The sequence below is a fragment of the Mesorhizobium sp. M0698 genome, from assembly GCF_040320455.1.
GTDB lineage: Bacteria > Pseudomonadota > Alphaproteobacteria > Rhizobiales > Rhizobiaceae > Mesorhizobium.
In genome coordinates, this window is record NZ_JAMYPQ010000004.1 from 166,902 (window position 1) to 191,626 (window position 24,725).

The 24,725-nt window shown below is 62.7% G+C and carries 26 protein-coding genes; 7 read left to right on the top strand and 19 right to left on the bottom strand.

All coding sequences use genetic code 11. The features are described 5' to 3' along the window. Positions 1-16: 16 nt before the first annotated feature. Both NKI16_RS11165 and NKI16_RS11170 read right to left on the bottom strand, forming a co-directional pair. A complete protein-coding gene (locus tag NKI16_RS11165) occupies positions 17-1,258 on the bottom strand; it encodes a class I SAM-dependent RNA methyltransferase (protein ID WP_352578614.1) in 1,242 nt (413 codons plus the stop codon). Then, entirely contained in the window at positions 1,255-2,034 is a 780-nt protein-coding gene (locus tag NKI16_RS11170; RefSeq protein WP_352635338.1) for a TlyA family RNA methyltransferase, read from the bottom strand. Before NKI16_RS11170 ends, NKI16_RS11165 begins: the two co-directional genes overlap by 4 nt. A gap of 175 nt (positions 2,035-2,209) precedes the next feature. Between NKI16_RS11170 and NKI16_RS11175 the strand changes: the two genes are divergently transcribed. Continuing rightward, on the top strand, positions 2,210-2,611 hold the full coding sequence (locus NKI16_RS11175; protein ID WP_352839517.1) for a GFA family protein: 402 nt from the start codon (positions 2,210-2,212) through the stop codon (positions 2,609-2,611). Positions 2,612-2,638: 27 nt separating this feature from the next. Here the strand turns inward: NKI16_RS11175 and NKI16_RS11180 are convergent, their stop codons facing one another. From NKI16_RS11180 to NKI16_RS11210, 7 genes are all read right to left on the bottom strand, one after another. Further along, entirely contained in the window at positions 2,639-2,932 is a 294-nt protein-coding gene (locus NKI16_RS11180; protein ID WP_352922745.1) for a hypothetical protein, read from the bottom strand. Positions 2,933-3,142: 210 nt separating this feature from the next. Continuing rightward, on the bottom strand, positions 3,143-5,056 hold the full coding sequence (gene dxs, locus NKI16_RS11185) for a 1-deoxy-D-xylulose-5-phosphate synthase (RefSeq protein ID WP_352635342.1): 1,914 nt from the start codon (positions 5,054-5,056) through the stop codon (positions 3,143-3,145). An 81-nt stretch (positions 5,057-5,137) separates the two neighbouring features. Next, on the bottom strand, positions 5,138-6,058 hold the full coding sequence (locus tag NKI16_RS11190) for a pirin family protein (RefSeq protein ID WP_023674119.1): 921 nt from the start codon (positions 6,056-6,058) through the stop codon (positions 5,138-5,140). Between the two features lie 9 nt (positions 6,059-6,067). Further along, positions 6,068-6,334, bottom strand: coding sequence for a DUF2277 domain-containing protein (locus NKI16_RS11195; protein WP_023716908.1), 267 nt, complete (start codon positions 6,332-6,334; stop codon positions 6,068-6,070). Positions 6,335-6,443: 109 nt separating this feature from the next. Continuing rightward, the gene (locus NKI16_RS11200; protein WP_352593338.1) at positions 6,444-6,695 is read right to left on the bottom strand and encodes an exodeoxyribonuclease VII small subunit; all 252 of its coding nucleotides are present in this window, start codon (positions 6,693-6,695) and stop codon (positions 6,444-6,446) included. Between the two features lie 3 nt (positions 6,696-6,698). Continuing rightward, complete coding sequence (locus tag NKI16_RS11205) at positions 6,699-7,625, bottom strand: histone deacetylase family protein (protein ID WP_352456880.1); 927 nt, start codon at positions 7,623-7,625, stop codon at positions 6,699-6,701. A gap of 133 nt (positions 7,626-7,758) precedes the next feature. After that, positions 7,759-8,412, bottom strand: coding sequence for a TetR/AcrR family transcriptional regulator (locus NKI16_RS11210; protein WP_352615266.1), 654 nt, complete (start codon positions 8,410-8,412; stop codon positions 7,759-7,761). Positions 8,413-8,530: 118 nt separating this feature from the next. Between NKI16_RS11210 and NKI16_RS11215 the strand changes: the two genes are divergently transcribed. Next, positions 8,531-9,754 carry an MFS transporter gene (locus NKI16_RS11215; RefSeq protein ID WP_352922748.1) on the top strand — a complete coding sequence of 408 codons (1,224 nt, stop codon included), beginning with the start codon at positions 8,531-8,533 and terminating at the stop codon, positions 9,752-9,754. Positions 9,755-9,813: 59 nt separating this feature from the next. Here NKI16_RS11215 and ribB read toward each other — a convergent pair whose 3' ends face one another. Continuing rightward, positions 9,814-10,914: a 3,4-dihydroxy-2-butanone-4-phosphate synthase gene (gene ribB / locus NKI16_RS11220; RefSeq protein WP_352839527.1), complete on the bottom strand. Its 1,101-nt coding sequence runs from the start codon at positions 10,912-10,914 to the stop codon at positions 9,814-9,816. 105 nt (positions 10,915-11,019) lie between these two features. Continuing rightward, positions 11,020-12,129 carry a chorismate synthase gene (gene aroC / locus NKI16_RS11225; RefSeq protein WP_352839530.1) on the bottom strand — a complete coding sequence of 370 codons (1,110 nt, stop codon included), beginning with the start codon at positions 12,127-12,129 and terminating at the stop codon, positions 11,020-11,022. Positions 12,130-12,404: 275 nt separating this feature from the next. Here aroC and NKI16_RS11230 point away from each other — a divergent pair, with 275 nt between their 5' ends. Then, positions 12,405-12,668, top strand: a complete 264-nt coding sequence (locus NKI16_RS11230) for a DUF1344 domain-containing protein (protein WP_023716902.1) — start codon at positions 12,405-12,407, stop codon at positions 12,666-12,668. 63 nt (positions 12,669-12,731) lie between these two features. Here the strand turns inward: NKI16_RS11230 and NKI16_RS11235 are convergent, their stop codons facing one another. From NKI16_RS11235 to NKI16_RS11250, 4 genes are all read right to left on the bottom strand, one after another. Beyond that, a complete protein-coding gene (locus NKI16_RS11235) occupies positions 12,732-13,319 on the bottom strand; it encodes a histidine phosphatase family protein (RefSeq protein ID WP_352839533.1) in 588 nt (195 codons plus the stop codon). 31 nt (positions 13,320-13,350) lie between these two features. Continuing rightward, positions 13,351-14,169 carry an enoyl-ACP reductase FabI gene (gene fabI, locus NKI16_RS11240; RefSeq protein WP_031211054.1) on the bottom strand — a complete coding sequence of 273 codons (819 nt, stop codon included), beginning with the start codon at positions 14,167-14,169 and terminating at the stop codon, positions 13,351-13,353. A 524-nt stretch (positions 14,170-14,693) separates the two neighbouring features. Next, positions 14,694-15,851: a DUF1501 domain-containing protein gene (locus NKI16_RS11245; protein ID WP_352635352.1), complete on the bottom strand. Its 1,158-nt coding sequence runs from the start codon at positions 15,849-15,851 to the stop codon at positions 14,694-14,696. Then, complete coding sequence (locus tag NKI16_RS11250) at positions 15,842-17,209, bottom strand: S8 family serine peptidase (protein WP_023674107.1); 1,368 nt, start codon at positions 17,207-17,209, stop codon at positions 15,842-15,844. Before NKI16_RS11250 ends, NKI16_RS11245 begins: the two co-directional genes overlap by 10 nt. Positions 17,210-17,382: 173 nt before the next feature. Between NKI16_RS11250 and NKI16_RS11255 the strand changes: the two genes are divergently transcribed. After that, a complete protein-coding gene (locus NKI16_RS11255; RefSeq protein WP_023674106.1) occupies positions 17,383-17,961 on the top strand; it encodes a hypothetical protein in 579 nt (192 codons plus the stop codon). A gap of 10 nt (positions 17,962-17,971) precedes the next feature. Here NKI16_RS11255 and NKI16_RS11260 read toward each other — a convergent pair whose 3' ends face one another. Next, positions 17,972-19,702, bottom strand: a complete 1,731-nt coding sequence (locus NKI16_RS11260) for an adenylate/guanylate cyclase domain-containing protein (protein ID WP_031211050.1) — start codon at positions 19,700-19,702, stop codon at positions 17,972-17,974. 232 nt (positions 19,703-19,934) lie between these two features. Between NKI16_RS11260 and NKI16_RS11265 the strand changes: the two genes are divergently transcribed. Continuing rightward, positions 19,935-21,110: a YcaO-like family protein gene (locus NKI16_RS11265; protein ID WP_352922751.1), complete on the top strand. Its 1,176-nt coding sequence runs from the start codon at positions 19,935-19,937 to the stop codon at positions 21,108-21,110. A 77-nt stretch (positions 21,111-21,187) separates the two neighbouring features. On the opposite strand, the gene NKI16_RS11270 is transcribed toward NKI16_RS11265, so the two are convergent. Further along, positions 21,188-22,117 (bottom strand): DnaJ C-terminal domain-containing protein, encoded by a 930-nt coding sequence (locus NKI16_RS11270; protein WP_023674103.1) that lies wholly within the window; start codon positions 22,115-22,117, stop codon positions 21,188-21,190. A 100-nt stretch (positions 22,118-22,217) separates the two neighbouring features. After that, positions 22,218-22,679, bottom strand: coding sequence for an RT0821/Lpp0805 family surface protein (locus NKI16_RS11275; RefSeq protein WP_023674102.1), 462 nt, complete (start codon positions 22,677-22,679; stop codon positions 22,218-22,220). A gap of 39 nt (positions 22,680-22,718) precedes the next feature. Between NKI16_RS11275 and pdxH the strand changes: the two genes are divergently transcribed. Next, positions 22,719-23,336 carry a pyridoxamine 5'-phosphate oxidase gene (pdxH, locus tag NKI16_RS11280; RefSeq protein WP_023674101.1) on the top strand — a complete coding sequence of 206 codons (618 nt, stop codon included), beginning with the start codon at positions 22,719-22,721 and terminating at the stop codon, positions 23,334-23,336. 256 nt (positions 23,337-23,592) lie between these two features. Beyond that, complete coding sequence (locus NKI16_RS11285; RefSeq protein WP_023674100.1) at positions 23,593-23,868, top strand: hypothetical protein; 276 nt, start codon at positions 23,593-23,595, stop codon at positions 23,866-23,868. Between the two features lie 72 nt (positions 23,869-23,940). Here the strand turns inward: NKI16_RS11285 and NKI16_RS11290 are convergent, their stop codons facing one another. Then, positions 23,941-24,693: a crotonase/enoyl-CoA hydratase family protein gene (locus tag NKI16_RS11290; protein ID WP_023674099.1), complete on the bottom strand. Its 753-nt coding sequence runs from the start codon at positions 24,691-24,693 to the stop codon at positions 23,941-23,943. Positions 24,694-24,725 lie beyond the last annotated feature (32 nt).

Here is a 24,725-nt window from a genome sequence, read left to right on the forward strand (position 1 = left end):
TTTCAGGCCCTGGCTGCTAGCGCCTTCGTCTCGGCTTCTCCAACAGCGCCACGACCTCGACATGCGGCGACCACAGGAACTGGTCGATCGGCGTCACGCTCTTCAGGGCGTAGCCGCCGTCCATGAGGATGCGTAGGTCCCGCGCGAGCGTTACCGGATTGCAAGACACCGCGGCGACGAGCGGCACGTCGGAGCGCGCGATCTGCTTCGACTGGTCCTCGGCGCCGGCGCGAGGCGGGTCGAAGACAACGCCGTCAAAGGCATTCAACTCCTTGAATGTGAGCGGCCTCCGGAACAGGTCGCGACGTTCGCCGGTCACCCGCTTCAGGCCGCTGGCGAAACGGAATGCCCGGTCGAGCGCCGCGAGTGCTGCCGCATCGCCTTCCACCGCATGAACCTCCGATCTTGCGGCTAGGCGCAGCGCGAAGCTGCCGCAGCCGGCGAAGAGATCGGCGACCTTTTTGGCGCGCGCGAAATGCTGGACGACAATGTTGGCCATCGCCTGTTCGGCAGCCTCGGTCGCCTGCAGGAAAGCGCCCGGAGGCACTGCGACGGCGACGCCACCAAACAGGACGACCGGTTTGTTTGGTTCGATAATGACCTCGCCGTCGACCGACAGCCTGGCTAGCCGCTCGGCGATGACGAAGTTGGAAGCGACGCGGCGCTGGTTCTCGCCGAGCTTGCCGGAATCGTGAACCGCGACATCGAGGCCGGAACCGGTCACCGTCACCGCCATGTGGAACGATTTGGTCGTGGTGCAGATCAGTCCGGCAAGCATCCTCAAACGGTCGAGCGCAGCGACGATCTGCGGCAGCGAGATCGGGCATTCCTCGATCGAGATGATCTCGGATGACAGCGCGCGAACGAAGCCGAACTGCATTCCCGCCTCGCTCCGCCGGGCGGTGAAGACGACGCGGCGGCGCGTGTGCGGCGCGCACGGCACCAGCGCCCCGACATCGCAAGCGATGCCCTTGCTCTTCAGCGCATGCACGACCTTTTCGCGCTTCCACCGGTGATAGGCTTCAGTCTCGAGATGCTGGACGGCGCAGCCGCCGCACGCGCCGAAATGCCGGCACGGCGGATCGACCCGCAACGGCGAAGCCTCAAGGACCGACATCAAGGTGGCGCGATCTTTCTCCCGCGCGGCGGTGACGACCTCTCCCGGCAGCGCGAACGGAATGAAAACCTCGCCGGTTTCTGTCTCGGCGATGCCGTCGCCCTGCGAGCCCAACCTTGCGATCGTGAAACGGGTGCTCATCGCTTCTGGGTCTCGACGTCCTTGATGCCGCCGAGCAGGAACTCGCGGTTGCCGTCGCCGCCCTCTATCGGTGACAGATGAAGCCCCAGCGAGCGCCAGCCGGGAATGGCATCGAGCCAGTCCTGCATCAGGCCGGCAATGCGCGCCGCATCATAGGGGTCCTTCAGCAGGCCGCCCTTGCCGATCGCCTCGCGGCCGGCCTCGAATTGCGGCTTGACCAGAAACACAGCTTTTGCGCTATTCCTGGCCAAGGCAAGCGCCGGCGGCAGCGCCAGTTTCAGCGATATGAAGCTGACATCCGAGACGATGAAATCCGGCACACGGCCGCCGAGATCGGCGGCCGACAGTTCGCGCGCATTCAGGCCTTCAATTACCGTCACGCGCGGATCGCCGGCGATGTTGGAGTGCATCTGGCCGTGCCCGACATCGATCGCCGTGACATGCGCCGCGCCGCGTTCGAGCAGCACCTGCGTGAAGCCGCCGGTCGAGGCGCCGACATCGAGCGCTTCGCTGCCGGTGGGGTCGAGGGCGAAATGGTCGAGACCAGCCTTCAGCTTCAGTGCAGCGCGCGACACGTAACCTTGCGCCGGATCGTCAACGACGATGTTGCACTCAAGCAGAACGGCCTGGCCCGGCTTGAGGGCGACGATGCCATCGACCGTCACGGTGCCGCGCTCGACCGCGTCGCGGGCACGCGAGCGGCTGGCAAACAGGCCGCGCTGGACGAGCAATTCGTCGAGCCGCTGGCGTATGCTGGCTGGCGGAAGGGAAGTCATCGGCCTTCATGGCGAAAGCCAACGATGATGGCAAGGAATTTGGCGATCAGACAAGGCATAGTTGGAAAGGCGGTGAGCGCATCAAGCCGCTGCGCTGTTTGTCGAGCCTCGCACGAGACCCGACGCAATGCTAAGAAAGAGATGCCGTTTAGCCGTCGAAACGTGGAGGAGGAACATGCTGACGGGAACCTGCCACTGCGGCGCAGCCCACTGGACCCTGGAGGGCGATCCCGGTTCGATCACTGCCTGCAATTGCACACTTTGCCGTCGCTACGGCACGCTCTGGGCTTACGACTATGTCGACGAACGCATCCGCCTTGCCGGGCCCGTAAGCGCCTATCGGCGCGTCGGAAAGGCTCATCCTTCGCTTGAGATTCTCTTCTGCCCAACCTGCGCTTGCGTCCTGGCCTGGCGCGGTTTGCATCCCGCGGCGGCTGGGCGCTACCGCATCGCCGTCAATGTGAGGCTTGCGCCGCCCGAGGCCGTCGCCGATCTCCCGATCGACCATTTCGAGGGTCTCGATACATTCGAGGATTTGCCGAGAGATGGTCGCTGTGTGCGGGACATGTGGTTCTAGTTTCTAGAGTCTCTTCGGGATCATGCTTTAGAATATGGTCCGCGAAACCCGCCGTTCGACGGCCGGCGTCAGATCGTCGCTGCTGTCGCCGGACACCTGTGTGCGCGGTCGGTCAGCGGAACTGGACGCCTTCGGCGAGGTATCTGGCATGACGACAAATTGCGGCGCCTGCTTGTAGGAAAAGCCGCCACGGATCTCGCCGATCTTGCCGGCGACGATGCCCATCACCGCCTTTTCGAGTTTGCGGTCGTAGCGCGTTTCGGCTGTAGCCGACAAGACGAAGATGGCCGCAAGCGCGATGCCGCCCAAAAGCGATCTCATTGTTCTGCTTTCCGCTGCCTGGTTGCCTTCTAGCAGGGCGGCGTTGAAAAACGGCCAAAGGACACGGTAAGCAGATCACCAAACGGCAGCGTAAACAGCATCTTACGACTGTTCGCCGGCAATTTGATTCAAGCAGTTGAGAATTTGATTCAGACTGGCATCTTGCAGCCAAGTTGAATCGCGTCGGCGTCGCGGGAATGCGTCTAAAAGCTAGGCGCGCTGGGCCTGCGCGGTATGCCCCAGCGCCACGAACACGGTGCGCACGATGCCGGCGCTGTCCAGCCCGGCATCGGCATACATCTTTTCCGGCTTGGCATGGTCGACAAATGTATCGGGCAGCACCAGCGGGCGCACCTTCAGGCCGCTCTCCAGCAGCCCTTCATGGGCCAGGAACTGCAGCACATGGCTGGCGAAGCCGCCGACCGCGCCCTCTTCCACCGTCACCAGTATCTCGTGCGAACGGGCCAGCCGCCGGATCAGGTCCTCGTCGAGCGGCTTGGCAAAACGGGCATCGGCGACCGTGGTCGAAAGCCCGGCCGCGCCAAGCTCCTCGGCCGCGGCCAGGCAATCCTGCAGCCTGGTGCCGAAGGAAAGCAGCGCAACCTTGGTGCCTTCCCTGACGATCCGGCCCTTGCCGATCTCCAATACCGAGCCGCGTTGCGGCATCTCGACACCAACGCCGTTACCGCGCGGGTAGCGGAAGGCGATCGGGCCGTCATCGTAGCTTGCAGCGGTGCGTACCATGTGGCGCAGCTCGGCCTCATCGGCCGCGGCCATGACGACGAAACCGGGCAGCGTCGCCAGGAAGGTCGTGTCGAAGGCGCCGCAATGGGTGGCACCATCGGCGCCGACGAAGCCGGCGCGATCGATCGGAAAGCGCACCGGCAATTTCTGGATCGCCACGTCGTGGACGACCTGGTCGTAGGCGCGCTGCAGGAAGGTCGAGTAGATCGCCGCGAAAGGCCTGAAGCCTTCCGTGGCAAGGCCGGCGGCGAAGGTCACCGCATGTTGCTCGGCGATGCCGACATCGAAGGTCCTCGCCGGAAACGCTTCGCCGAACAGGTCAAGCCCGGTGCCGTTCGGCATGGCGGCGGTGATGGCGACGATGCGGTCGTCCTCTCGGGCCTCCTGGATCAGGCTTTCGGCAAACACCTTGGTGTAGCTCGGCGCATTGGCGGGCGCCTTGGCCTGGGCGCCGGTGATGACGTCGAATTTGTTGACGCCATGATATTTGTCGGCCGCCGCCTCGGCCGGGGCGTAGCCCTTGCCCTTCTGGGTCACGACGTGGATCAGCACCGGGCCGTCGGCATTGTCGCGGACGTTCTTCAGCACCGGGATCAGGTGCTCGAGGTTGTGACCGTCGATCGGGCCGATGTGGTAGAACCCCATTTCCTCGAACAACGTGCCGCCGGTGACGTAACCGCGCGCATGCTCGACCGCTCGCTTGATGGCGCGATCGGCGCGCTCGCCGAGATACGACGTCAGCTTCTTGCCGAAATCGCGCAAGCCCAGATAGGTCTTGCCCGACGCCAGACGGGCCAGATAGGCGCTCATTGCGCCGGTCGGCGGAGCGATCGACATATCGTTGTCGTTCAAGATGACGATCAGCCGGGCATCGAGTGCGCCGGCATTGTTCATCGCCTCATAGGCCATGCCGGCCGACATGGCGCCGTCGCCGATGACGGCAATGACATTGTTGCGGCCATCGGACAGATCGCGCGCCATCGCCATGCCGAGGCCGGCTGAAATCGAGGTCGAGGAGTGGGCTGCGCCGAACGGATCGTATTCGCTCTCGACGCGACGCGTGAAGCCGGACAGGCCGCCCTCCTGCCGCAGCGTGCGGATGCGGTCGCGGCGGCCGGTCAGGATCTTGTGCGGATAGGCCTGGTGGCCGACGTCCCAGATCAGCCGGTCGTCCGGCGTGTTGAAGACGTAGTGCAGCGCGACGGTCAGTTCGACGACGCCAAGGCCGGCGCCGAGGTGGCCGCCGGTGTGGGAAACGACGTCGATCAGTTCGGCGCGAAGCTCTGACGCCAGCTGCGGCAGGTCGCCTTCGGCAAGCGTGCGCAAATCGGCTGGGACGCGGACCTTGTCGAGAAGCGGCGTATCGGGCTTTGCGTTCACTGTTTGCGAGCCTGGTCAGATTTTCTGTTCATCGTGAAATATGCCGCTGGCCGGCGAATGTAAATGTGGCGGTAACGCGCATCAGCTTTCGGGCAGCGGGATGAACTCTTGCTCGTCTCCAGGAACGATATCGAAGCGGCCTGTCTTCCATTCTTCTTTCGCCTGCTCGATGCGTTCCTTTGAGGACGATACGAAATTCCACCAGATATAGCGTTTCGAACCGAGCGAGGCGCCGCCAAACAGCATGAAATGGGCGCCGCGTTCCGATGAGACAACGATCTCATCGCCGGGCCGGAAAACCAGCAGCCGCTCGGCCGGGAAGCGGTCACCGGATATCGAAACCTCGCCTTCCAGCGTATAGATGGCGCGCTCCTCGGCATCGGCCGGGATTTTCACGCTGGCACCCGGCGCCAGCCTGAGATCGGCATAAAGCGTGTCCGAAGCGGTGGCGACCGGGGAGCGCAGTCCGGAAAACGCACCGATGATCACACGGCCGCTAACGCCCTCCGCATCGATTTCGGGCAGGCGCAGGGCCGCGGTGTTCTCGAAGACCGGCGCGACTTCTTCCTTGCCGTCCGGCAGCGCCAGCCATGTCTGCAGGCCGGAAACCGACATCGGCGCGCCGCGCAGTTCTTCCGGCGTGCGCTCCGAATGGACGATGCCACGGCCGGCGGTCATCAAATTCACGTCGCCGGGCTGGATTACCATCTCGGTGCCGAGCGAATCGCGATGCCTGATCTTGCCGTCGAACAGGTAAGTCACCGTAGACAGGCCGATATGTGGGTGCGGACGCACGTCGAGCGCCTGGCCCGCTCGCAGAACGGCTGGACCCATGCGGTCGAAGAAGATGAAGGGTCCGACCAGCCGGCGCCTGGCCGTCGGCAAGGCGCGGCGAACCTGAAATCCGCCAATATCCTTGGCGTTCGGAATGACCATCAGCTCGATCTGATCGCTGGCGAAGGCATCGCCCATCTGCGGATCGTTTCCGGGAAAGAAGCTCACGCGGTCCCCTCAGGCGAAGCGAAGTGCAGATTTGGCCTTCGCCTTGGCCGCCACCTCTTCGCGATTGCGCGGATGCTGCGTCGTCTCGAGGCTGTCGAGCAATTCGCGCGCCGAGGCGGCAATGGCCTCGACGGCATGGTCGAACGCATGCTGGTTCTGTTTCGACGGCCGCGTCGTTCCGCTCAGCTTGCGGACGAACTGAAGCGCGGCGTCGCGGACCTCGTCATTGGTTGCCGGCGGATCGAAATTGAACAGGGTTTTGATGTTTCTGCACATCGTTCGCAATCTCCTCTCGTCCTGGAGCCGTTTCAAACGGGATGAGTTTTATCCTCAATCGTGATGATGTCCAAAGCCGGTAAGCAAAATTGTCGTTCGAGGCCGCGCCTCAATCCGCGTCCAACGGCTCTGTCCCCGCCGGCTTGCCGTCACGCGACAGCCTGATTTTCTCGACCTTGTCCTCGGCCGCCTTCAGCAGCCGGTCGCAATGCGCCTTCAGCGCCTCGCCGCGCTCGTAGATGCGGATCGACTGGTCGAGCGGAACGTCGCCGCGCTCCAGATCGTCGACGATCCTCTCCAGCGCCTCGAGCGCCTGCTCGAAGCTCATCGCCTTGACATCTTCGTTGGTCTCACCAGCCATCGTCTATCCCTTCATCAGCCGCCCGACATGGGCGGCGACTGAAAATGCCAATCCCTGCAGATCGTAGCCGCCCTCGAGCACGCTGACGAGCCGGTTGCGGCTATGGCGCCCGGCTCGTTCGAGCAACTGGCCGGTCGCCCAGTCGAAATCATCCTCAGTCAGGTTGATCTCGGCCAGCGGATCGCGGTGGTGGGCATCGAAACCGGCGGAGATGATGATGAGGTCGGGCGCAAAATTGTCGAGCGCCGGCAGGATGCGCGACAGAAAGGCGTCGCGGAAACTATCGCTGCCGCTCTGCGGCGCCAGCGGCGCGTTGACGATGTTGCCGGCGCCGGTTTCGCTCACGGCCCCGGTTCCCGGGTAAAGCGGCATCTGGTGTGTCGAGCAATAGAGCACCGATGGATCGTCCCAGAAAATGTCCTGCGTGCCGTTGCCGTGATGCACATCCCAGTCGACGACGGCGACGCGGTCGGCGCCATGGTTCTTCTGCGCGTAGCGTGCCGCGATCGCGGCGGTGTTGAACAGGCAAAAACCCATGGAGGTGGTCTTTTCGGCATGATGGCCGGGCGGCCGTGCGGCGACGAAGACGTTTTCGGCACGGTCGGTGAAGACGTCGTCGACCGCGGCGTTGGCTGCGCCGATCGCGGTCACGGCCGCCTGCCAGCTCTTTGGGCTGGCGGTGGTATCGGCGTCGATACGGGCGATGCCGGTGTCCGGTATCGCTGCGCGGACACGTTCGACGAATTCGGGCGGATGCGCGTAGAGGATGGTTGCCTCGTCGCCTTCGGGCGCCTGGACGCGATCGAGCGCCGCGAAGGCCTCGTCGTCAAGCACACGCTCTATGGCGCGCAAACGGTCCGGCCGCTCCGGATGACCGGGCGGTGTTATGTGCTCGAGGAAAATCGGGTGGGTGTAAAGTCTCGTGACCATGCCCCGATATAGGCGCGCCTCGCCGCTTTGGCCATGTTTTCGCGCGCTGGTGAGGCGATGTTCAACAGGGTTTAGGCAACCGGCGTCGGCTGAACCCACCGCGAGCCGCCTGGGATCGGCGAAAAGAATGATCTCAGGCCGGTGATCGGTCAATCTGGGGCTGCTTCGCTGACGATCGATCAGGCTTAGGCAGCTTGCCGGTGCGATTGAGCAGCCCTTCCAGAAGAACCTTGAACGCCTTCACTGCCTTCTTCGACGTCGCTTCGGGATCGTTCGAATTTGCGATCCACTGCGCCGCATGCAACGAGGCGCCGCTGACCAGCCTTGCCGCGGCTTCGGGATCGACGGCGAGAATTGTCCCCTCGTCGCTCAGTCTTTGCAGGCTCTCTGTCATCGAGCGGATGCATGTGCTCTGGCTTGGCCATTGCGATGGATCGCCGAGCACCGCCGGCCCGTCACGAAGCACGATACGCTGGATCTCCGGCTCCAGCGCCATCTCGATATAGGCGGTGCATTCGTCGACAAAGCCCTGCCAGAGATTGTCCGGCTTGGCCGAAACGACCTTCAGCCGGGCCGACATTTCGGCATCGATCTCGGCGATGACCGCCTGGAGTAGGCCCTTCTTGTCGCCGAAGTGATGATAGAGCGCACCGCGCGTCAGCCCGGCCGATGCCGTGAAGTCATCCATCGAGGCTTCGGCATAGCCGAGCGTGCCGAAGGCCTGGCGCGCCGCCCCGATCAGCTTTGCGCGGGTTTCGGCAATCATCTCCTTGCGTGGTCTATGCATGCTCTGGCCCTATTAACATACGTCTCGTATGCCAATTGACATACGCCGCGTATGATCTATTTAATCTCATACGCCACGTATGTAATCGCCGAACCGGCCGTTGTCGAGGAGCCAGACCATGCAAAATCCCTATTCCCAGATCTTTCGCGCGCCCAGCGCCAAGGGCTTTGCCGCGGCCGGCTTCGTTGCCCGGCTGCCGATGGCCATGGCTCCGATCGGGATCGTCGCGATGCTCTCGCAGACCGATGGCGAATACTGGCTGGCCGGTGCCGTCTCCGCGACATATGCGCTGGCCAACGCTTTCGTCGCCCCGCAGGTATCGCGACTGGTGGACCGCCTCGGCCAGACGCGGATTGTGGTGCCGACCACCATGATTTCCACGGTCGCTTTCGCGATCCTGATTGCAGCGGCCAATCAGCATTGGCCGATATGGACGCTATTCGTCTCGGCGCTGCTCGCCGCCGTCATGCCCAGCATCCCGGCAATGGTGCGCGCACGCTGGACCGAGATTTTTCGCAACCGCCCCGAGTTGAACACGGCGTTCGCCTTCGAGTCGGCGGCGGACGAACTGGTCTACATCGCCGGCGCATCGCTGTCGGTAGGGCTGAGCGTCGCGCTTTTCCCGGAAGCGGGAGTGCTCGCGAGCACGTTGTTCCTCGCCTTCGGTTCGACGGCCTTCATCCTGCAGCGCTCGACCGAACCGCGAGCCCGACCGGTGGAACATGGTTCAGGCGGCTCGGCAATCCGCCTGCGGCCGGTCCAAATCATCACCTTGGCCCTGATCTTCATCGGCGCGACCTTCGCAACCACGGAGGTGAGCACGGTGGCGATCACCAAGGAGCTTGGCCAGCCGGGCGCCGCCAGCTTCGTCATCGGCGTTTACGCGCTCGGATCGTTCGTCGTCGGCATCATCATCGGCGCCCTGAACCTGAAAGTGCCGCTGCAAATTCAGCTTGCCGTCGCAATGGCCATCATTGCGCTTACCACGCTGCCGCTGCTCGTCGCCGACACCGTGCCGCTGCTGGCACTGGCCGTCTTCGTCAGCGGCGTGGCGATTTCGCCGACCTTCATCACCGCATTCGGCCTGATCGAGCGGCGCGTGCCCGAGGCGGTGCTGACCGAAGGCGTGACCTGGGTGATGACCGGCATCGGCATTGGCATGGCGCTCGGCTCGTTCGCCGCCGGCTGGGTGGTGGACGCTTTCGGCGCGCAGAACGGGTTCTGGGTATCGGTGGCATCGGGCACAATCGCGCTGGTCATCGTGCTCGCCGGCCAGCGCAGCCTTGTCGCGCCGGACTGCGACATGGCTGCATGCGACGCAGCCGCGGTCGCTGCGGAATAGTTTCCGGCGCGTCCGGTCCCGAGGCGGGGCCGGACGCATACCAGCATCGTGAGAATGGCCTAAAGAATCTCGGTCTTGGCGATGTGGATGCCAAAGCCTTCGAGGCCGACATAATGGCGCTCGCGCGAGGCGATCAGGTTTATCGAGGAAATGCCGAGATCCTTGAGGATTTGCGCGCCGAGGCCGATCTCGCGCCATTCGTTTTCGCGGCGGCGAGCCTCTTCGTGATCCTCGCGGTCGCCGGGAGCCGGGCGCTTGCGCTCCTGATGGGCGACGCCGACCGAGCCTTCGCGCAGATAGACGATGACGCCGCGCTGGCGCTCGCCCATCGCCTTCATGATGGCGTCCAGCCTGTGGCTGGTGCCGAAGACGTCGCTGACCACGTCCTCGGAATGAAGGCGCACCGGCACCTCGACGCCGTCGCGGATATCGCCAAAGACGACCGCCACGTGATGCATGGAATCCCAGGGCAGCGTGTACGTGAAGACCTGTGCCTTGCCGCCGGGCGTCTCGATGTCCGAACAGGCGACGCGCTCGACCAGCGTTTCCTTGCGTTGCCGGTAGCCGATAAGGTCGGCAACCGAGATCTGCTTCAACCCGTGCTTTTCAGCGAAGGCCTGCACCTGCGGGCCACGCATAACGGTGCCGTCATCATTGACCAGCTCGGAAATGACGCCGACCGACGGCAGGCCGGCGAGCTTGCAGAGGTCGACAGCGGCTTCGGTATGGCCCGAACGCATCAGCACGCCGCCTTCACGCGCGATCAGCGGAAAGATGTGGCCGGGGCGGACGAAATCGGAGGCGCCGACATTGCCGTTGGCGAGATTGCGCACTGTCAGCGTGCGGTCGTCCGCCGAAATGCCGGTCGTGGTACCATGCTTGAAGTCGACGCTGACAGTGAAGGCAGTGGTGTGGGCGGAATCATTGTCGGCCACCATCGGCGACAGGTTGAGCCGCTTTGCTTCCTCGCGCGGCATCGGCGTGCAGACGATGCCCGACGTGTTGCGAACGATGAACGCCATCTTTTCCGGCGTGCAATGGACGGCGGCGACGATCAGGTCGCCCTCGTTCTCGCGGCCGTCATCGTCCATAACGACGACGATCTCGCCGCGCTCGAAGGCGCGCAGGGCTTCGACGATTTTCTTCTGGTCGTAAGGCATAAGTGCTCGCTTCGCTCGCAGGGAATAGGGGAGTAGGGCAGTACGGGAGTAGGGGAAAGGAAAAAATGCTGTTGTGGGAGTTGCGTAACCTACTCCCCTACTCCCCTACTCCCCTACTCCCCTACCTGTCTGTCCCCGATGACGCAGATAATGATCGGCAATGGCGCAGGCAACCATCGCCTCGCCGATCGGCACGGCGCGGATGCCGACGCATGGATCGTGGCGGCCCTTGGTCATGATCTCGACGTCGTTACCGTCCTTGTCGATCGACTTTCGCGGCGTCAAGATCGACGAGGTCGGCTTGACGGCGAAACGCGCGACGATCGCCTGGCCGGTCGAGATGCCGCCGAGGATGCCGCCGGCATTGTTGGACAGGAAGACCGGCTTGCCGTCATTGCCCATGCGCATCTCATCGGCATTCTCCTCGCCGGTGATGCGGGCGGCCTCGAAACCGTTGCCGATCTCGACGCCCTTGACGGCGTTGATCGACATCAGGCCGGCGGCGATGTCCTGGTCGAGCTTGGCATAGATCGGCGCGCCAAGCCCCGCCGGCACGCCGTCGGCGACGATCTCGATGACCGCACCGACCGAGGAGCCCGCCTTGCGAATGCCGTCCAGATATTTGGTGAAAACGGCGACGGACGCCGGATCGGGAGTGAAGAATGGGTTTTCGGCGTCGCCGACGAAATTCCAGTTCCAATTGGCGCGATCGATCGATTTATCGCCCATCGACACCAGCGCGCCGCGCACCACCATGCCGGGCACGACCTTGCGGGCAAGCGCTCCGGCCGCCACCCGCGCCGCCGTCTCACGCGCCGAGGAGCGGCCGCCGCCGCGGTAATCGCGCAGGCCGTATTTGACCTCGTAAGTGTAATCGGCGTGGCCCGGCCGGAACTGGCGGGCGATGTCGCCATAATCCTTGGAGCGCTGGTCGACATTGTCGATCAGCATCGACACCGGCGTGCCGGTGGTGATCATCGTCTCGCCGTCCTCATCGAGGATGAAGCCGGACAGGACCTTGACCTCGTCAGGTTCGCGACGCTGCGTCACAAAACGTGACTGGCCGGGGCGGCGCTTGTCGAGTTCGGCCTGGATCTGGTCGCGAGTGAAGCGGATGCCTGGCGGACAGCCGTCGACGACGCAGCCCAGCGCCGGCCCATGGCTTTCGCCCCAGGTGGTGACGCGGAAAAGATGGCCGAATGTGTTGTGCGACATGGAACCAGCCCTGCCGGCGTCGGAGCCGGCTCAGCGCATGACCCCGAAAATCGGAGCGATTTTCGGAAAGGATCATACACAAAAACAAAAGTGCTACAGCGTCCTTTGCGCGTCCAGGAGGACGCGCGGCGCTGTCGCCTGCCTTCTATTGGCGTTTTCCACAGTGGTCAAACTGTGATCCCGCGGATTTAGTTTTGACACATTCGATTGATTTCTGCTCAGTTCCGTTCCGTTGGACCGAGCCGCTGTACCGGCAATAATTAAAGAGGACGATGATGCGTATCCTGATTGGCGCTGTTGCCGCCACGCTGTTGATTTCCACCGCCGCCTTCGCCGGCCAGACCGAAGGCCTGATCAAGAAGGTCGACAAGGATGCGCTGACGCTGACGCTGGACGACGGCAAGTCCTACAAGCTGAACGCCGAAACCGACCTCGATGCACTGAAGCCAGGCATGGACATCGTCCTCGCCTATGACGTGACGAATGGCGAGAACGTCGTCACCGACATGGAACTGCCGGACACCGGATCGACCGAGTAGGACGCGTCGATATTCAGCTGAGGCCGGCCCGACCTGATCTCAACATAGGCTACGTCATCGGTCTCAAAGCCACTCCAGGCGCCGGCCGTCCAGCCTGAGCACGCGGTCCTGCGGCACTTCCATGCTGACCGCATCTTGTTCGGACATCCCCAGCACGAAGCGGAACAGCGCGCGCATGACACCACCATGGGTCACGCAGACCGTCTGGCGATCGAGCGCGTCGAACCACGGCTTCACCCGTTCGAGCAGCATCTGATAGCTTTCGGCGCCTTCGCCGGGCGGCTGGAAGTTCCATTTATCGAGGCGTCGGTGCCTGGTCGAACCGGGATCGTTCGCCTCGAGTTCGGCAAAGGTGAAACCCTGCCAGTCGCCAAAGCTCAATTCTACGAGCAGCGACTCGGTACGATAGGCGTGCGGATCGAGCTTCATCGCCGCGCGCAGGCGCTCCATCGTCTCGCGCGTGCGCCGCATCGGGCTGGCGACAAAGTCGAAATCTTCGGGCTTGTCGATGAGTTCGGCCAGCCTGCGCCCGTTGTGGCTAGCCTGCTCGCGGCCAAGCTCGTTGAGGTCGGTATCGGCCTGCCCCTGCAGCCGGGCCTCGGCGTTCCACGCCGTCTGGCCGTGGCGCACGATATAGACGAGCGGGTACATCAGGTCTTCCGGAAGAGGTCAGGCGGTGGCGTCAGTCCTTGACCGTCGAAATATCCGGCGCGTCAACGGCCTTCATACCGACGACATGATAGCCGGAATCGACATGATGGATCTCGCCGGTGACGCCGCGCGAAAGGTCTGACAGGAAATAGACGCCGGAATCGCCAACCTCCTCCTGCGTAACCGTCTGCTTCAACGGCGAATTGTATTCGTTCCATTTCAGGATATAGCGGAAATCGCCGATGCCGGATGCGGCAAGCGTCTTGATCGGGCCGGCGGAGATCGCGTTGACGCGGATCTTCTTGGCGCCGAGGTCGACGGCCAGATAGCGCACGCTGGCTTCGAGTGCCGCCTTGGCGACGCCCATGACGTTGTAGTGCGGCATCACCTTTTCCGCGCCGTAATAGGTCAGCGTCAGCAGCGAGCCGCCGTCGGTCATCAGCGCCTCGGCACGTTTGGCGATGGTCGTGAAGGAATAGACCGAAATATCCATGGTGCGCAGGAAATTGTCGCGCGTCGTCTCGACATAGCGGCCGGTCAGTTCGTCCTTGTCGGAAAAGGCGATGGCGTGGACGAGGAAATCGAGCTTGCCCCAATGGCTGGCGATATCGGCGAACACCGCATCGAGGCTGGCCGGGTCGGTCACATCACAATGGCCGGCGACATGCGCGCCCAGTTCCGCCGCGAGCGGCTCGACGCGTTTCTTGAACGCCTCGCCCTGATAGGTCAGCGCGATCTCGGCGCCGTGATCGACACAGGCCTTGGCGATGCCGTAAGCGATCGAGCGATTGTTGGCGATGCCAAGGATAAGGCCGCGCTTGCCGGCCATAAGGCCCCGTCCACCCGCCATGTCAGCGCTCTCCGCAAGGTTCTCTACTTTGTGGAGTGCCTATCGCACAGCCACAGTGCCCCTTCAAGCGTTCAAAGCGGACAGTTCGGGGGACAAAGCGGTTGCTCAACAGCGCCGCGCGTCCTTTGGGCGCGCAAAGGACGCTGTAGCGCCTTGACCTTGCGGTCGTGGGCCAGTGGAAAAATCCGACACTGGTGTCGGTGTGGCACGGCGGAAGATGACCCTTTGGCGGAAGTTTCGTTGGCCAGCGGCCGAAGTCACGCTCATGACCCCGAGCCGACTTCCATACTTTGGGCCGTTGGCGACCGCTTTGCGCCTCATCTCGGCCATTCAAGTTAGCTCGGCCATTGCCTTAAACCGGACATTATAGGCGACCGCGCTGGGAGGCCGGCATTCGAAACCCTTCACAATAGCCGTGATTCCGGAAGCTTCTTAGAAGCGGCCACTTAAGATTAGGCGTCCGCCTATTGCAGTCCGATGCGTCCCGTAGCCGACGCGGATAAGAAGCTAAACCGCGCTGGAGATCACATCGAAGCCAGTCGACCTCCGCCTGGACAACGGCTCCCGATAAACAGTCCACGCACCGCCGGTATCCCGGCAGCGCCTGGGAAAATTTCAGCCATTGCTCGGTCAGGAAGACGCAGGTGTTCCGTCAGCACGCCCTTTATGATCGATCGTACGTCCGTCGTAGCAGCCAAGTCTGTTCCGCCATGAAGCAGGTCTCGAGCAAGACCGGGCCAGCGATTGCCTACTCGCCCGCCGGCAACGGCGCCACCCATTAACAAGGTGACACTCGCGACGCCGTGATCAGTGCCGCCGTCGGTGTTGGGCACCACGGAACGGCCGAACTCCGTGACCACCAGCACCGCCGTCCTGTTCCAGGCAGGCCCGGACGCTTGGGCAAATGCAATGAGGCCCCGCGCCAGCCCATTCAAACTCCGCGCCAGCCTTCCGAAGTCCGCTCCCTGCGCCACATGCGTGTCGAAGCCGGCCACCTCGAGCATCGCGATCCGCGGTCCGCCCGTAGCTGACAGGGCAAGCGCCGCGCTCCTGGCCGCGTCGCCGAAGCGAGCCGCGTCGCATGCGGCATGTTGTTCCAGCAGGCTTTCGCTGCCTTTTGCGCCGGACGGCCAAGTGCCCTCGGCGTAGAGGCGGACGAGTTCGAGCCGAGGATTGGCCAGCGCAAGATGGGCCAGCATGTCCATCGATCGATCGGCCGGTCTGCCCCGCCACACCGCCTTCTGCCGGCCCGACAGTACAGAAGAAGCCCGGTCGAGCCATCCGGCGCTGCCGCCGTCGATATCGCCGTCGAACAGCGCCGCCTGGGCGGCCGCGTGGGACCGGCCCACATCCGGAATGGCGGTCGCGGGCACGATCAGCAACTCGCCGCACGAGTAGTGGGGCAGGAGAGACCCGAGCGCCGGATGAAGCGCGAAGAGCCCGTCGAGCTTGAGCATCTCGGCGACGCCAGAGTTCGGGAAAGGCACGAGGGGCCCGCGCGCCGAGGCAAAATGCGGATCGCCGTAGGGCGGCACGGCAGCTAGTGCATCGAGTCCGCCACGCACGTGGACGAGCAGAAGGCGAGGATCTTCGTCCACAAGCGAGGCACCGGCCAGACGCACGCTACCGAACGCGGACGCCAAGGCCAAACCTTGCAGCGCTGCCCTTCGGGTCAGTTGCATTTAGGCTCGTCCGAACTTGGGTTCACCGGCGTACCCGCGGTCATATACCCTAGCAGATCCGTATTCGGGCTAAGACTTCCCGTTGTCAGAGCCTTGTTAGTCGGCTGCGCGTTGCGAACCAAAAGGCCGGCAAGTGCCGGGGCTGCGAAAGATGTGCCCGAACAGATGTTCCTCCGGAGCTTGCCGTTCTTTCGGCTCTTCCACAGTGACAGGACATTGACGCCCGGTTCGGCATAGGACGCGCCGAACGCCCCCCCGCGCCATAGCGTGTCGCACCAGGCGTTGCTGATGCCTTGGCATTTCCCAGGAGTTGCCACCTGAATATATTCGCTGTTGGAAGCCGAAGCGCTGTATATCGCTCCCACCTTGTTTCCTGTCGTCACAGGCGAAAAATAAGTCGCCGCATTGGCCGGGAAATAAGACTGTACCCAAGGGCCCTCTTCGTCTTCCCGGGGGTTGCCCGCAGCTACCACAACGCGCACCTGACGGTCGGCGATCTGATAAAGAAGGGCGTCGAGAAATTTAAGATCTTGCAACGTGCTTCCGCGTCTGGTGCTCTCCAGATATAATGCACCCCAACTCAAGTTCAGAATATCCCCAGCGACCGCGTTGTCCCGAACATGGCGAAGCGCGAGAAGAGGCGGGCCGAAAATTTCGGTCTTCAGCTTACTGAAGGCCTTTACGATCTTGAGCGGGGCGTCGGGGCTGACACCAACCAGACCTATATACTGGTCGCCCTGCTTGACACGCTTTCCGCCGATAACTGCTGCCACCATCGTCCCGTGCCCTACTGTGTCGTCGAGGCTCGACACGGTCTGGCATGGGCTGCTCGTGCAATCGATGGCTTCCTGAACCTTGAGGAGCCCGGCGGTGACAACGCTCCAATCCACTCCGCTGTCGATGATCCATACGGTGGGCGATCCTGAAGCCACCGGCTGTGGTGACCCGACGACCCTGCAGACGCTGGGAGGGACAACATCCGCAGTCGGCGAGATGCCCAGGAGTTCCGGCCCCTCGCAGGTGGCACCATCGAACAGGTTCACCACGAAAGGATCCGGCTCCTCATATCCCCTGGAGCGCAGCTCTTCGATCTCGCTCTCGGAAAAGGTCCCCGTCACGATGCTGATACCGATATCCGGCATGTCCACCGCTTCCAGCTTGCCCTTGCCTGCGATGAACTTGTTTAGCGCGCCGATATCCTTGCGTAACTCCGCCGCCCTGGCGATGTCGACGATGAAAGTCTTTTCGATGTCACCGCTGTCGGTGAAGCCCTCCTCGCCTGACGCTTCCGGTCTCGCTGTTCCGACAACGGCGAGGAGACAGCCGAGCAACAGCACACGAAGTTGAGCAAGTATCATTCGTACACCCTCCGGCTGTCGTTACTGATACCGCGAGGATCAGAATGCTCCCAATACGGCTTTCTGTCCATGAAAACATCGAGTCGATGCGAGCATGCCGCCTGCGCATTGCTTGCGACAGATGCAAAATGCGTTTAGGCTATTTGCATTGACCTCGGAGGGGAGCCTCGGCGATGCCCAGGGCAGAATTGAAGCCAGGTCGGCAAGTCCAAGAGATCGGCGCAGCGATCGTAGGGGCCTGGCTCAAGCTTTTGCCGGCCTCGTCACGTATCTTGTCCATGGATTCAACAGATCCCCTAACAATTACCATTGATCGGCAGATTTTCGCCGTCGGTGATACTATCAGACTTCGGCCGGAAGCAGGCCGTGCTATCGGCAACATCAGGGTCCGGACCGCCGCCGCCGGAACAGCGCCACATTCGCAGACACTAACGATAGAAGATCTGAATGGGCAGCCCATAAAATACGAGGATGACCCTCTCGACGGGGGCGACGCGATCCCGGATGCTGCCGCCTATGCGGACCTGAAGCGTGATCTCAAAATGGTGCTGGAAGACATCGTGGAAACGGGAGTGTCTGTCGAAGTTCACGTGGACGAACCGAACTTGATCAATGTGGTGGTGCCCCAGGTGCCGAGGGGGGTCCTGACCCGCAGCGATCTGATCGATTATCTCCACGACTACCACAAATACGCCCAGGGCAGGCACTACCATGACGAGCTCGCCACGGCCGTGCTCTTCGGCTGCAGATAGTCGCCAGTCCCTACTCGGGCAATCCCGCTTCCCGCATGCCGTTGAGCAGCGTGTTACGGTCACCCTCCAGCTTGTAAGGTTCCTTGGTGGCGAACCGCCGCCCGGAGAACTCCGGTGCGCCACGCAGAACCAGATACGTGTAGCTCTTCGCCTCTTCGTTTCGGCCAAGCAGGGCGTTCGCTGCAGCCAGATAGACCTTAACCCAGGTCGGCATGGTGGACGAGCGGCCCAGATCGACGACTGCCTTATCCGGACGGTGGGCAATGAAATGGGCAAGACCGCGGAACGGCCAATACCATGAAGGCTCGTATAGGGGATCGAGCACTCGCGCCCGTTCGAACCAGTCCAAGGCACTTTGGGGCTCGCCGGCAAATGTTTGATAAGTCCCTTGATAGGAGACCTGCTCGGGATCGTGCGGATTGAGTTCGAGCGCGCGTGTGTATAGCTGAGATGCGACGTCGAAATCACGACGGTGGAGGAGCACCCAGCCCAGTATGTTCAGGCAGACTGGATCATTGGGGGAAAGCGCCACCGCTTTTTTGGCGATGTCATAAGCCTCGGCAAGCACCGCATCCGACGGCCCCATGTCGCGAAACCATTCAAGCTGCTTATAGTGGGCGAGCTTGGCGTACGCGCGCCCGTAGGATGGATCGAGCTCGATCGCTCGCTGATACCACTGTCGAGCCTCCATTTCGGCCGCGATGTCGCCCAGGGGCAGGGCATTGCCCCGGAGCACGCACTCATAGGCCGCGAGATTGGCAGGTGGTTTACGCCGCGCCTTCTCGGCGCCTGCGGCCGTAAGACGGCCGATAACGGTCCCGACGATCTTCCCGATCAGTTCGTCCTGGACATCGAAGATGTCCTGCTCGTCCCCGTCGTAGCGCTCGGCCCACAAGCACTCACCCGAGGTTGCGTCGACCAGCTCGCATGTAATGCGCATTCGCCGGCCCATGCGGCGGATCCCGCCTTCGATGACGAAATCCACGCCGTTATCCGCGACCAGGTCCACATCCTTGAGCCGCGTCGACGTATAATGGGACGCAACCGTAAGCTGAGTAAAGCGCGTCAGTTCCGTGACGATGTCTTCGGTGAAGCCGCCACTGAAATAGGGTTGGACGTCGCCCGCGCTCTTGAACGGGCGAACGAGGATGGAGGGCTTGCTCGGACCAGCCACCTGCGCAGTCGATGCAGGTGGCAGCCCTTTGGGCTTTTGGAACAACGAGTATACGGGAATCGGGCGTGGAATGTTCTTGAGATGCTGTTCGCCGCAATATTCAAACGGAAGATTAAATTTGTCGCGAACTTCGTCGTGTACCTTTCCGGAAAGGCAGATACCGCCCGGGCTGGCGAACTGTTCCAGGCGCGCGGCTATGTTGACGGTATCTCCAAACACATCGCCATCGGTATCGACAATAATATCACCGAAGTTGATCCCAATCCGGAGAAAAATTTCCTGGCTGGCCTTCCCCGAAGACTGGCCGACAAGCAGTTCCTGGACTTCCACTGCTGACTGCACGGCTCCGAAAGCGCTTGGAAACTCGGCGAGCATCCCGTCTCCGGTCGTTCTCACAACCCGTCCCCGGTGCTGCGTGATCCTAGGCTCTATTTCGTCCTGCATGAGATGTTTGACGAGCGCGAAGGTGCGCTCTTCGTCGCGGGCCATCAGCGACGAGTAACCGACCATGTCAGCAGCCAGGATAGCCGTCAGACGTCGCTGAAGATTGCTGTCGCCCGCGTTCATTCTCTCCCTCGGCGGGTTATATTATGTTCGACGTCGGCTTGACGATATCAAAGCGTCTCGCAGGAGTTTGCATCATACTCCAGTGCGTGTCAGCGTGCGAATGAGCAATTGGTGCCGATACTGTAGAGGATTGAACATGTGAGGGCCGTGCTTGGGTGAAGGGTCCATAATGCCGGAGCGGCGGGCGTCCGAGGCAGGGGCCGGCGGGTCAAGCCTGGTTTACGGCCCCATCGTGATCACCGATCCCACGCTCAGATGCCCGATCACGGTCGCGGTCGGCCCCGTCCGAGGGGCCAGACCTTCTCGTTTTGTGTCAGGGTGGGGCAACACCACCAAGGAGGCGGCAACCGCCTGCGGGTATGAGGCCGATGAAACCTATTTCGCCCAGATGATCCCTCATGAGCGACTCTCACGCGCCCGCGCCGGCGAATTGCGCGGGCGCGTGATCGAGCCGCCTGCACTCACACTTTTCAGTGATGCGCAGTATTGCGAGGGGCTGCATTGGAACAAAAACGTCGATGATAGCCGCGCGGTCCCGATCCGCTGGCGCAGGTCGCAGCCGCTGGACTGGATCCGGAGCGATCCGCGCTTCAGCACGAGCGAGGCCTGGGTGCCTGCGGGATTGTGCTTTCTCGGGTATCCCAACGATGAGTCATCAGGTCTGCCCCCGGCGGACTCCAATGGTCTTGCGAGGGGATCGAGCATAGAGGACGCGGTCGTGCGCGGCTTCTGCGAAGTCGTGGAGCGCGATGCAACAGCCATATGGTGGTACAATCGGCTGGTTCTGCCTCGGATAGACCTGACTTCGCTGTCGGATGGACTGGCGTCCCAGTACGCCGATTGGCTGCTGACGCAGAACCGCGAATTGCGGCTTCTGCTCCTGACGCTTGACCTGCCCATCCCCATTGTCGCTGCAATTTCTCATCACGTGGGCGGTGACGCGATTGCGTTCGGATTCGCGGCCGGACGATCCATGTCGGAGGCGGCCCGGCGCGCGGTGGGGGAACTTGCAGAATGTGAGGCGAACCTTACCCTGCTCAAACGGAACGCCGATACGTCCGGCACGGCGGCCTTCACCCCCGGCGCGCTGCACCTCTATCGGTGGCACATGGACGAGAACATTCATCGCCTTCCTCACCTTTCCGGCAATTCAGCAGTTCAGGCCTCGTCGGCCGAGTTGCGACTGGATTGGAACTATTGCCTCGACATCTGCCACGAGCAGGAACTTGAGATCTTCGCGGTCAACCTGACGCACAACGCCGAATCGCCTGTTGCACGAGTGTTTGTACCTGGACTTCGTCCTACCAAGCCCCGGTTGGGCGGCGGCAGGCTCTATGATGTTCCTGTGCGCCTAGGTTTGAAGCCATCAGTTTCCCAGGCCATCAACGAGGTTCCCTTTCCATTGTGATCCGGATGGTCGCGGGCATGCCCACCCCGGAGTGCCCGCTTTACACACACGGCATTAAGCGCCAGCCTTTTCGACCGTCAGCCCTTTCTACGGCGCATCAGCGCCTCGAGCTCGGCGTCGCCGCCTTCCGGCAGCATCAGCCGCACGTGTGCGTAGAGGTCGCCGTGACCGCCGGCCTTTTCCGGTAGGCCCCTGCCCTTCAGCCGCAGAACCTTGTCCGAGCTCGACCAAGGGGGGACGTTGACCGCAATCCTGCCGGTCGGGGTTTCGACCGCCACCTTGGCGCCATGCACCGCATCGGCCAGTTCCACCGGCAGGTCGACATGCAGGTCGCGGCCCTCGACGCGGTAGCGCGGGTGCCGGCGGAAACGGATTTTAACCAGCGCATCGCCCGGCTGCCCCGGTCCTTGCTCACCCTGGCCTTTCAACCGGATGGTCTGGCCGTCCTCGACATAGGCCGGCAACTTGACCGCCATCTTGCGGCCGTCGGGGAACATCGCCGTCACCTTCTCCGCGGTGGCGGCCTCCTCGATGGTGACGTCCAGCGTCACGTTGAGATCGGCGGCGGTCGGGGCCTGACGGCGGCCGCCGGTGCCGGCGCCGCGCTGCTGGCTGAAAGCATCGCCGAAGATCTGGCTGAAGATGTCGCTGTTGCCGTCGAACGGATCGCCGCCGGGACGGCCCGTGCGGAATTCGAAATGCGCGCCGCCCGGCCCTTGCTGCCGGCGGAAACCGGCGAAAGGATCGGCGCCGCCGGCCGCGCCTTCGAAACCCTGGAAACGCTGTTTGCCGTCGGCGTCGATCTCGCCGCGATCGAATGCCGCCCGGTTCTTCTCGTCGCCGACGATCTCGTAAGCCTGGTTGGCGGCGGCAAAACGGTCCTTCGCCTTGGGATCATCCGGATTCTGGTCCGGATGATACTTCTTGGCGAGCTTCCGGTATGCGGATTTTATGTCCTTGGCCGATGCGTTCTTGGCAACGCCCAGCACCTCATAGGGGTCGCGCATGCTTACTGCCCTGGAGAAGGAGTGAGTCCATAATCGCCTCCTATATGCGCTCGCATAGGAAGGAATTCCAGTGGCTTACCACCATGTTGCCGGCGGAAAATCAGAGCGCCTTGAAGTCCTGTATGCGCCAGATGCTGCCGCCGGCCAGGCATATTTCGCCTTTGAACAGCGCGACGCCGTCGAAGCTTTCGCGCGATGCGGTGAAGCGACGACATGTCTCGCCGTTAGCCCTGAATTCCGCCAGCTCGGTGATGGAGCCGCGCGAGCCGGTGTCGGCATTCGCCCAGCGAACGGCCTGCCCAGCCAGTTGCTCGACGTCAGCGGAGGACACGGCGTTGCGGATCGTGGCCTGATCGGAGGCGCGGTCTTGATCGAGCGACATGACTGAGGCCGGCGTGCTCGCGGTCAGCACCGAGCGGTCGACCTCCGCCTGCTCCAGGCTGAAGCCGCCGCCACCACAGGCGGCAAGCGGCAGGACGATTATCACGATCATGGCTTTGGCGCTGGCCGAAGCGATAACGCTCCATTGCCCACTGTCAAAAGCTTGCGCGATACGCGACAATCGGCAATCTCCCCAGCCGGCGACAAATTTGGGAAAACTATGAGCGAAACCGGGTTAACAAGCGGTGACTTTACCGAGGCGGCGGAGCCGTTCCGGCTCTTTGCGGCGTGGCTCGACGACGCGACGAAGAGCGAGATCAACGACCCCAACAGCGTGGCGCTGGCGACCGTTGATGCCGAAGGCATGCCGAATGTGCGTATGGTGCTGCTTAAGGGGTTCGATGAGGGCGGCTTTGTCTTCTACACGAACTTCGAGAGTGCCAAGGGCCGTGAGATTCTTGGCAGCATGAAAGCGGCGATGTGCTTCCACTGGAAATCGCTGCGCCGGCAGGTGCGAGCGCGCGGCCCGGTGGAGATCGTCACCGACGCCGAAGCCGACGCCTATTACGTGACGCGTCCGCGCGGCAGCCGCATCGGCGCCTGGGCCTCCAAACAGTCGCGGCCGCTGGAGAGCCGCTTCGCGCTAGAAAAAGCGGTCGCCGAATACACGGCGCGCCACGCGATCGGCGACATCCCGCGGCCAAAACACTGGTCAGGCTTCCGCATCGTGCCGCAGACCATCGAGTTCTGGCACGACCGTCCGTTCCGGCTGCACGACCGTGTGGTGTTTTCGCGCAACGCCGAGGGCGGTTGGGACAAGGTGAGGCTTTATCCGTAGGGCACGACGGTGGAGCGCCGATCTCCCCCACAAGGGGGAGATCGGCAGCTTCCGCACCGGCGCCCATTTTTTCAGCCCTTCTTCCCGGTCATGAAGGCGGCCAAGGCCGGGCCGCTTCTGCCGGATTTCCAATTCCCACTATCACGATCTCGTGTGCGTGAAACGTTCCAGCTTGCCGGAACGAACCAGGGAAGGGCTCAACGCGCCGCCGGCGCAAATTCAGGAGGAAGCAATGCATTCACTCAGGTTGGTCACGATGGCCGGTCTTGCCTGCCTTTTCGCTTCGCAAGCCTTTGCGGAGGACGCGATGGGGACAATGACGGTGATGAAGGGTGGGGAGGTCATGGCGATCATGCCCGATGGGCATATGGGCACCATGATGCCCGACGCGAAGATGAGCGCCGAAATGATGAAAATGGCGAAACCGATCAAGCATTGCATGATGTTGATGACCGACGCCAAAGGCAAGACATTCATGATCGACACGTCTTCGGCAAAGGCCCAGGCCGAATGTAAAAAAATGGCGATGTGACAAAGAGATCATGGCAAGAAAACCCGCCGGTTGCTGCCGGCGGGTCCACGATGCGAGACAAGGCCAGAAGGTCTAGGCCTTCTTCCTGGTCATGAAGGCCGTCAAGGCTGCGCGGGCCTCGTCGGATTTGAGCCGCTCGCGGAAATGCTGGCTTTCCTGGCCGATGCGCTCGACAAGGGCGTCGCGCGAGCCGCGCATCAGGTCGCGCGCGATCTTCAGCGCTTGCGGCGGTTTGGCGGCGATCTGGCCCGCCGCCGCCAATACCGATGCTTCGAGTTCCCTCTCCTCGACCACTTCGTAGATCAGCCCGGCGGCCTTCGCCCTCTCGGCCGAAAAGCCCTCGCCGAGGCCAAGCAGCGCGAAGGCGCCTTGGCGGCCGAGGATCTGCGGTGCGAGCAGGCTCGATCCTGCCTCCGGCACAAGGCCGAGATCGACGAAGGGCGTTCGGAACATTGTGCGCGGCGTGGCGAAGGTCAGGTCGCAATGCAGGTTGAGCGTGGTGCCGATACCGACCGCAATGCCGTCGACACCGGAAACCATCGGCTTTTCCACCTTGGCCAGCGCCATCAGGAAATCCCAGACCTCGGTACCGCCTTCACCGCCCGAGGCGACAATCATGAAATCGGCAAGGTCGTTGCCGGACGAGAAGGCACCGGGCACGCCGAGAAAGACATGGACGCGGATCGCCGGATCCGCGTCGCCGCCGGCAAGAGCCGCCGACATCGTCGCGTACATGGCGCGGGTCAGCGCGTTCTTCTTGTCCGGACGATTGATGCGGATGATCTGGATGGCGCCCTGGCGCTCGACGAGGATGTGGTCTGTCACGGATTCGTCCTTTGTGAATTTCGGGCCTTTGT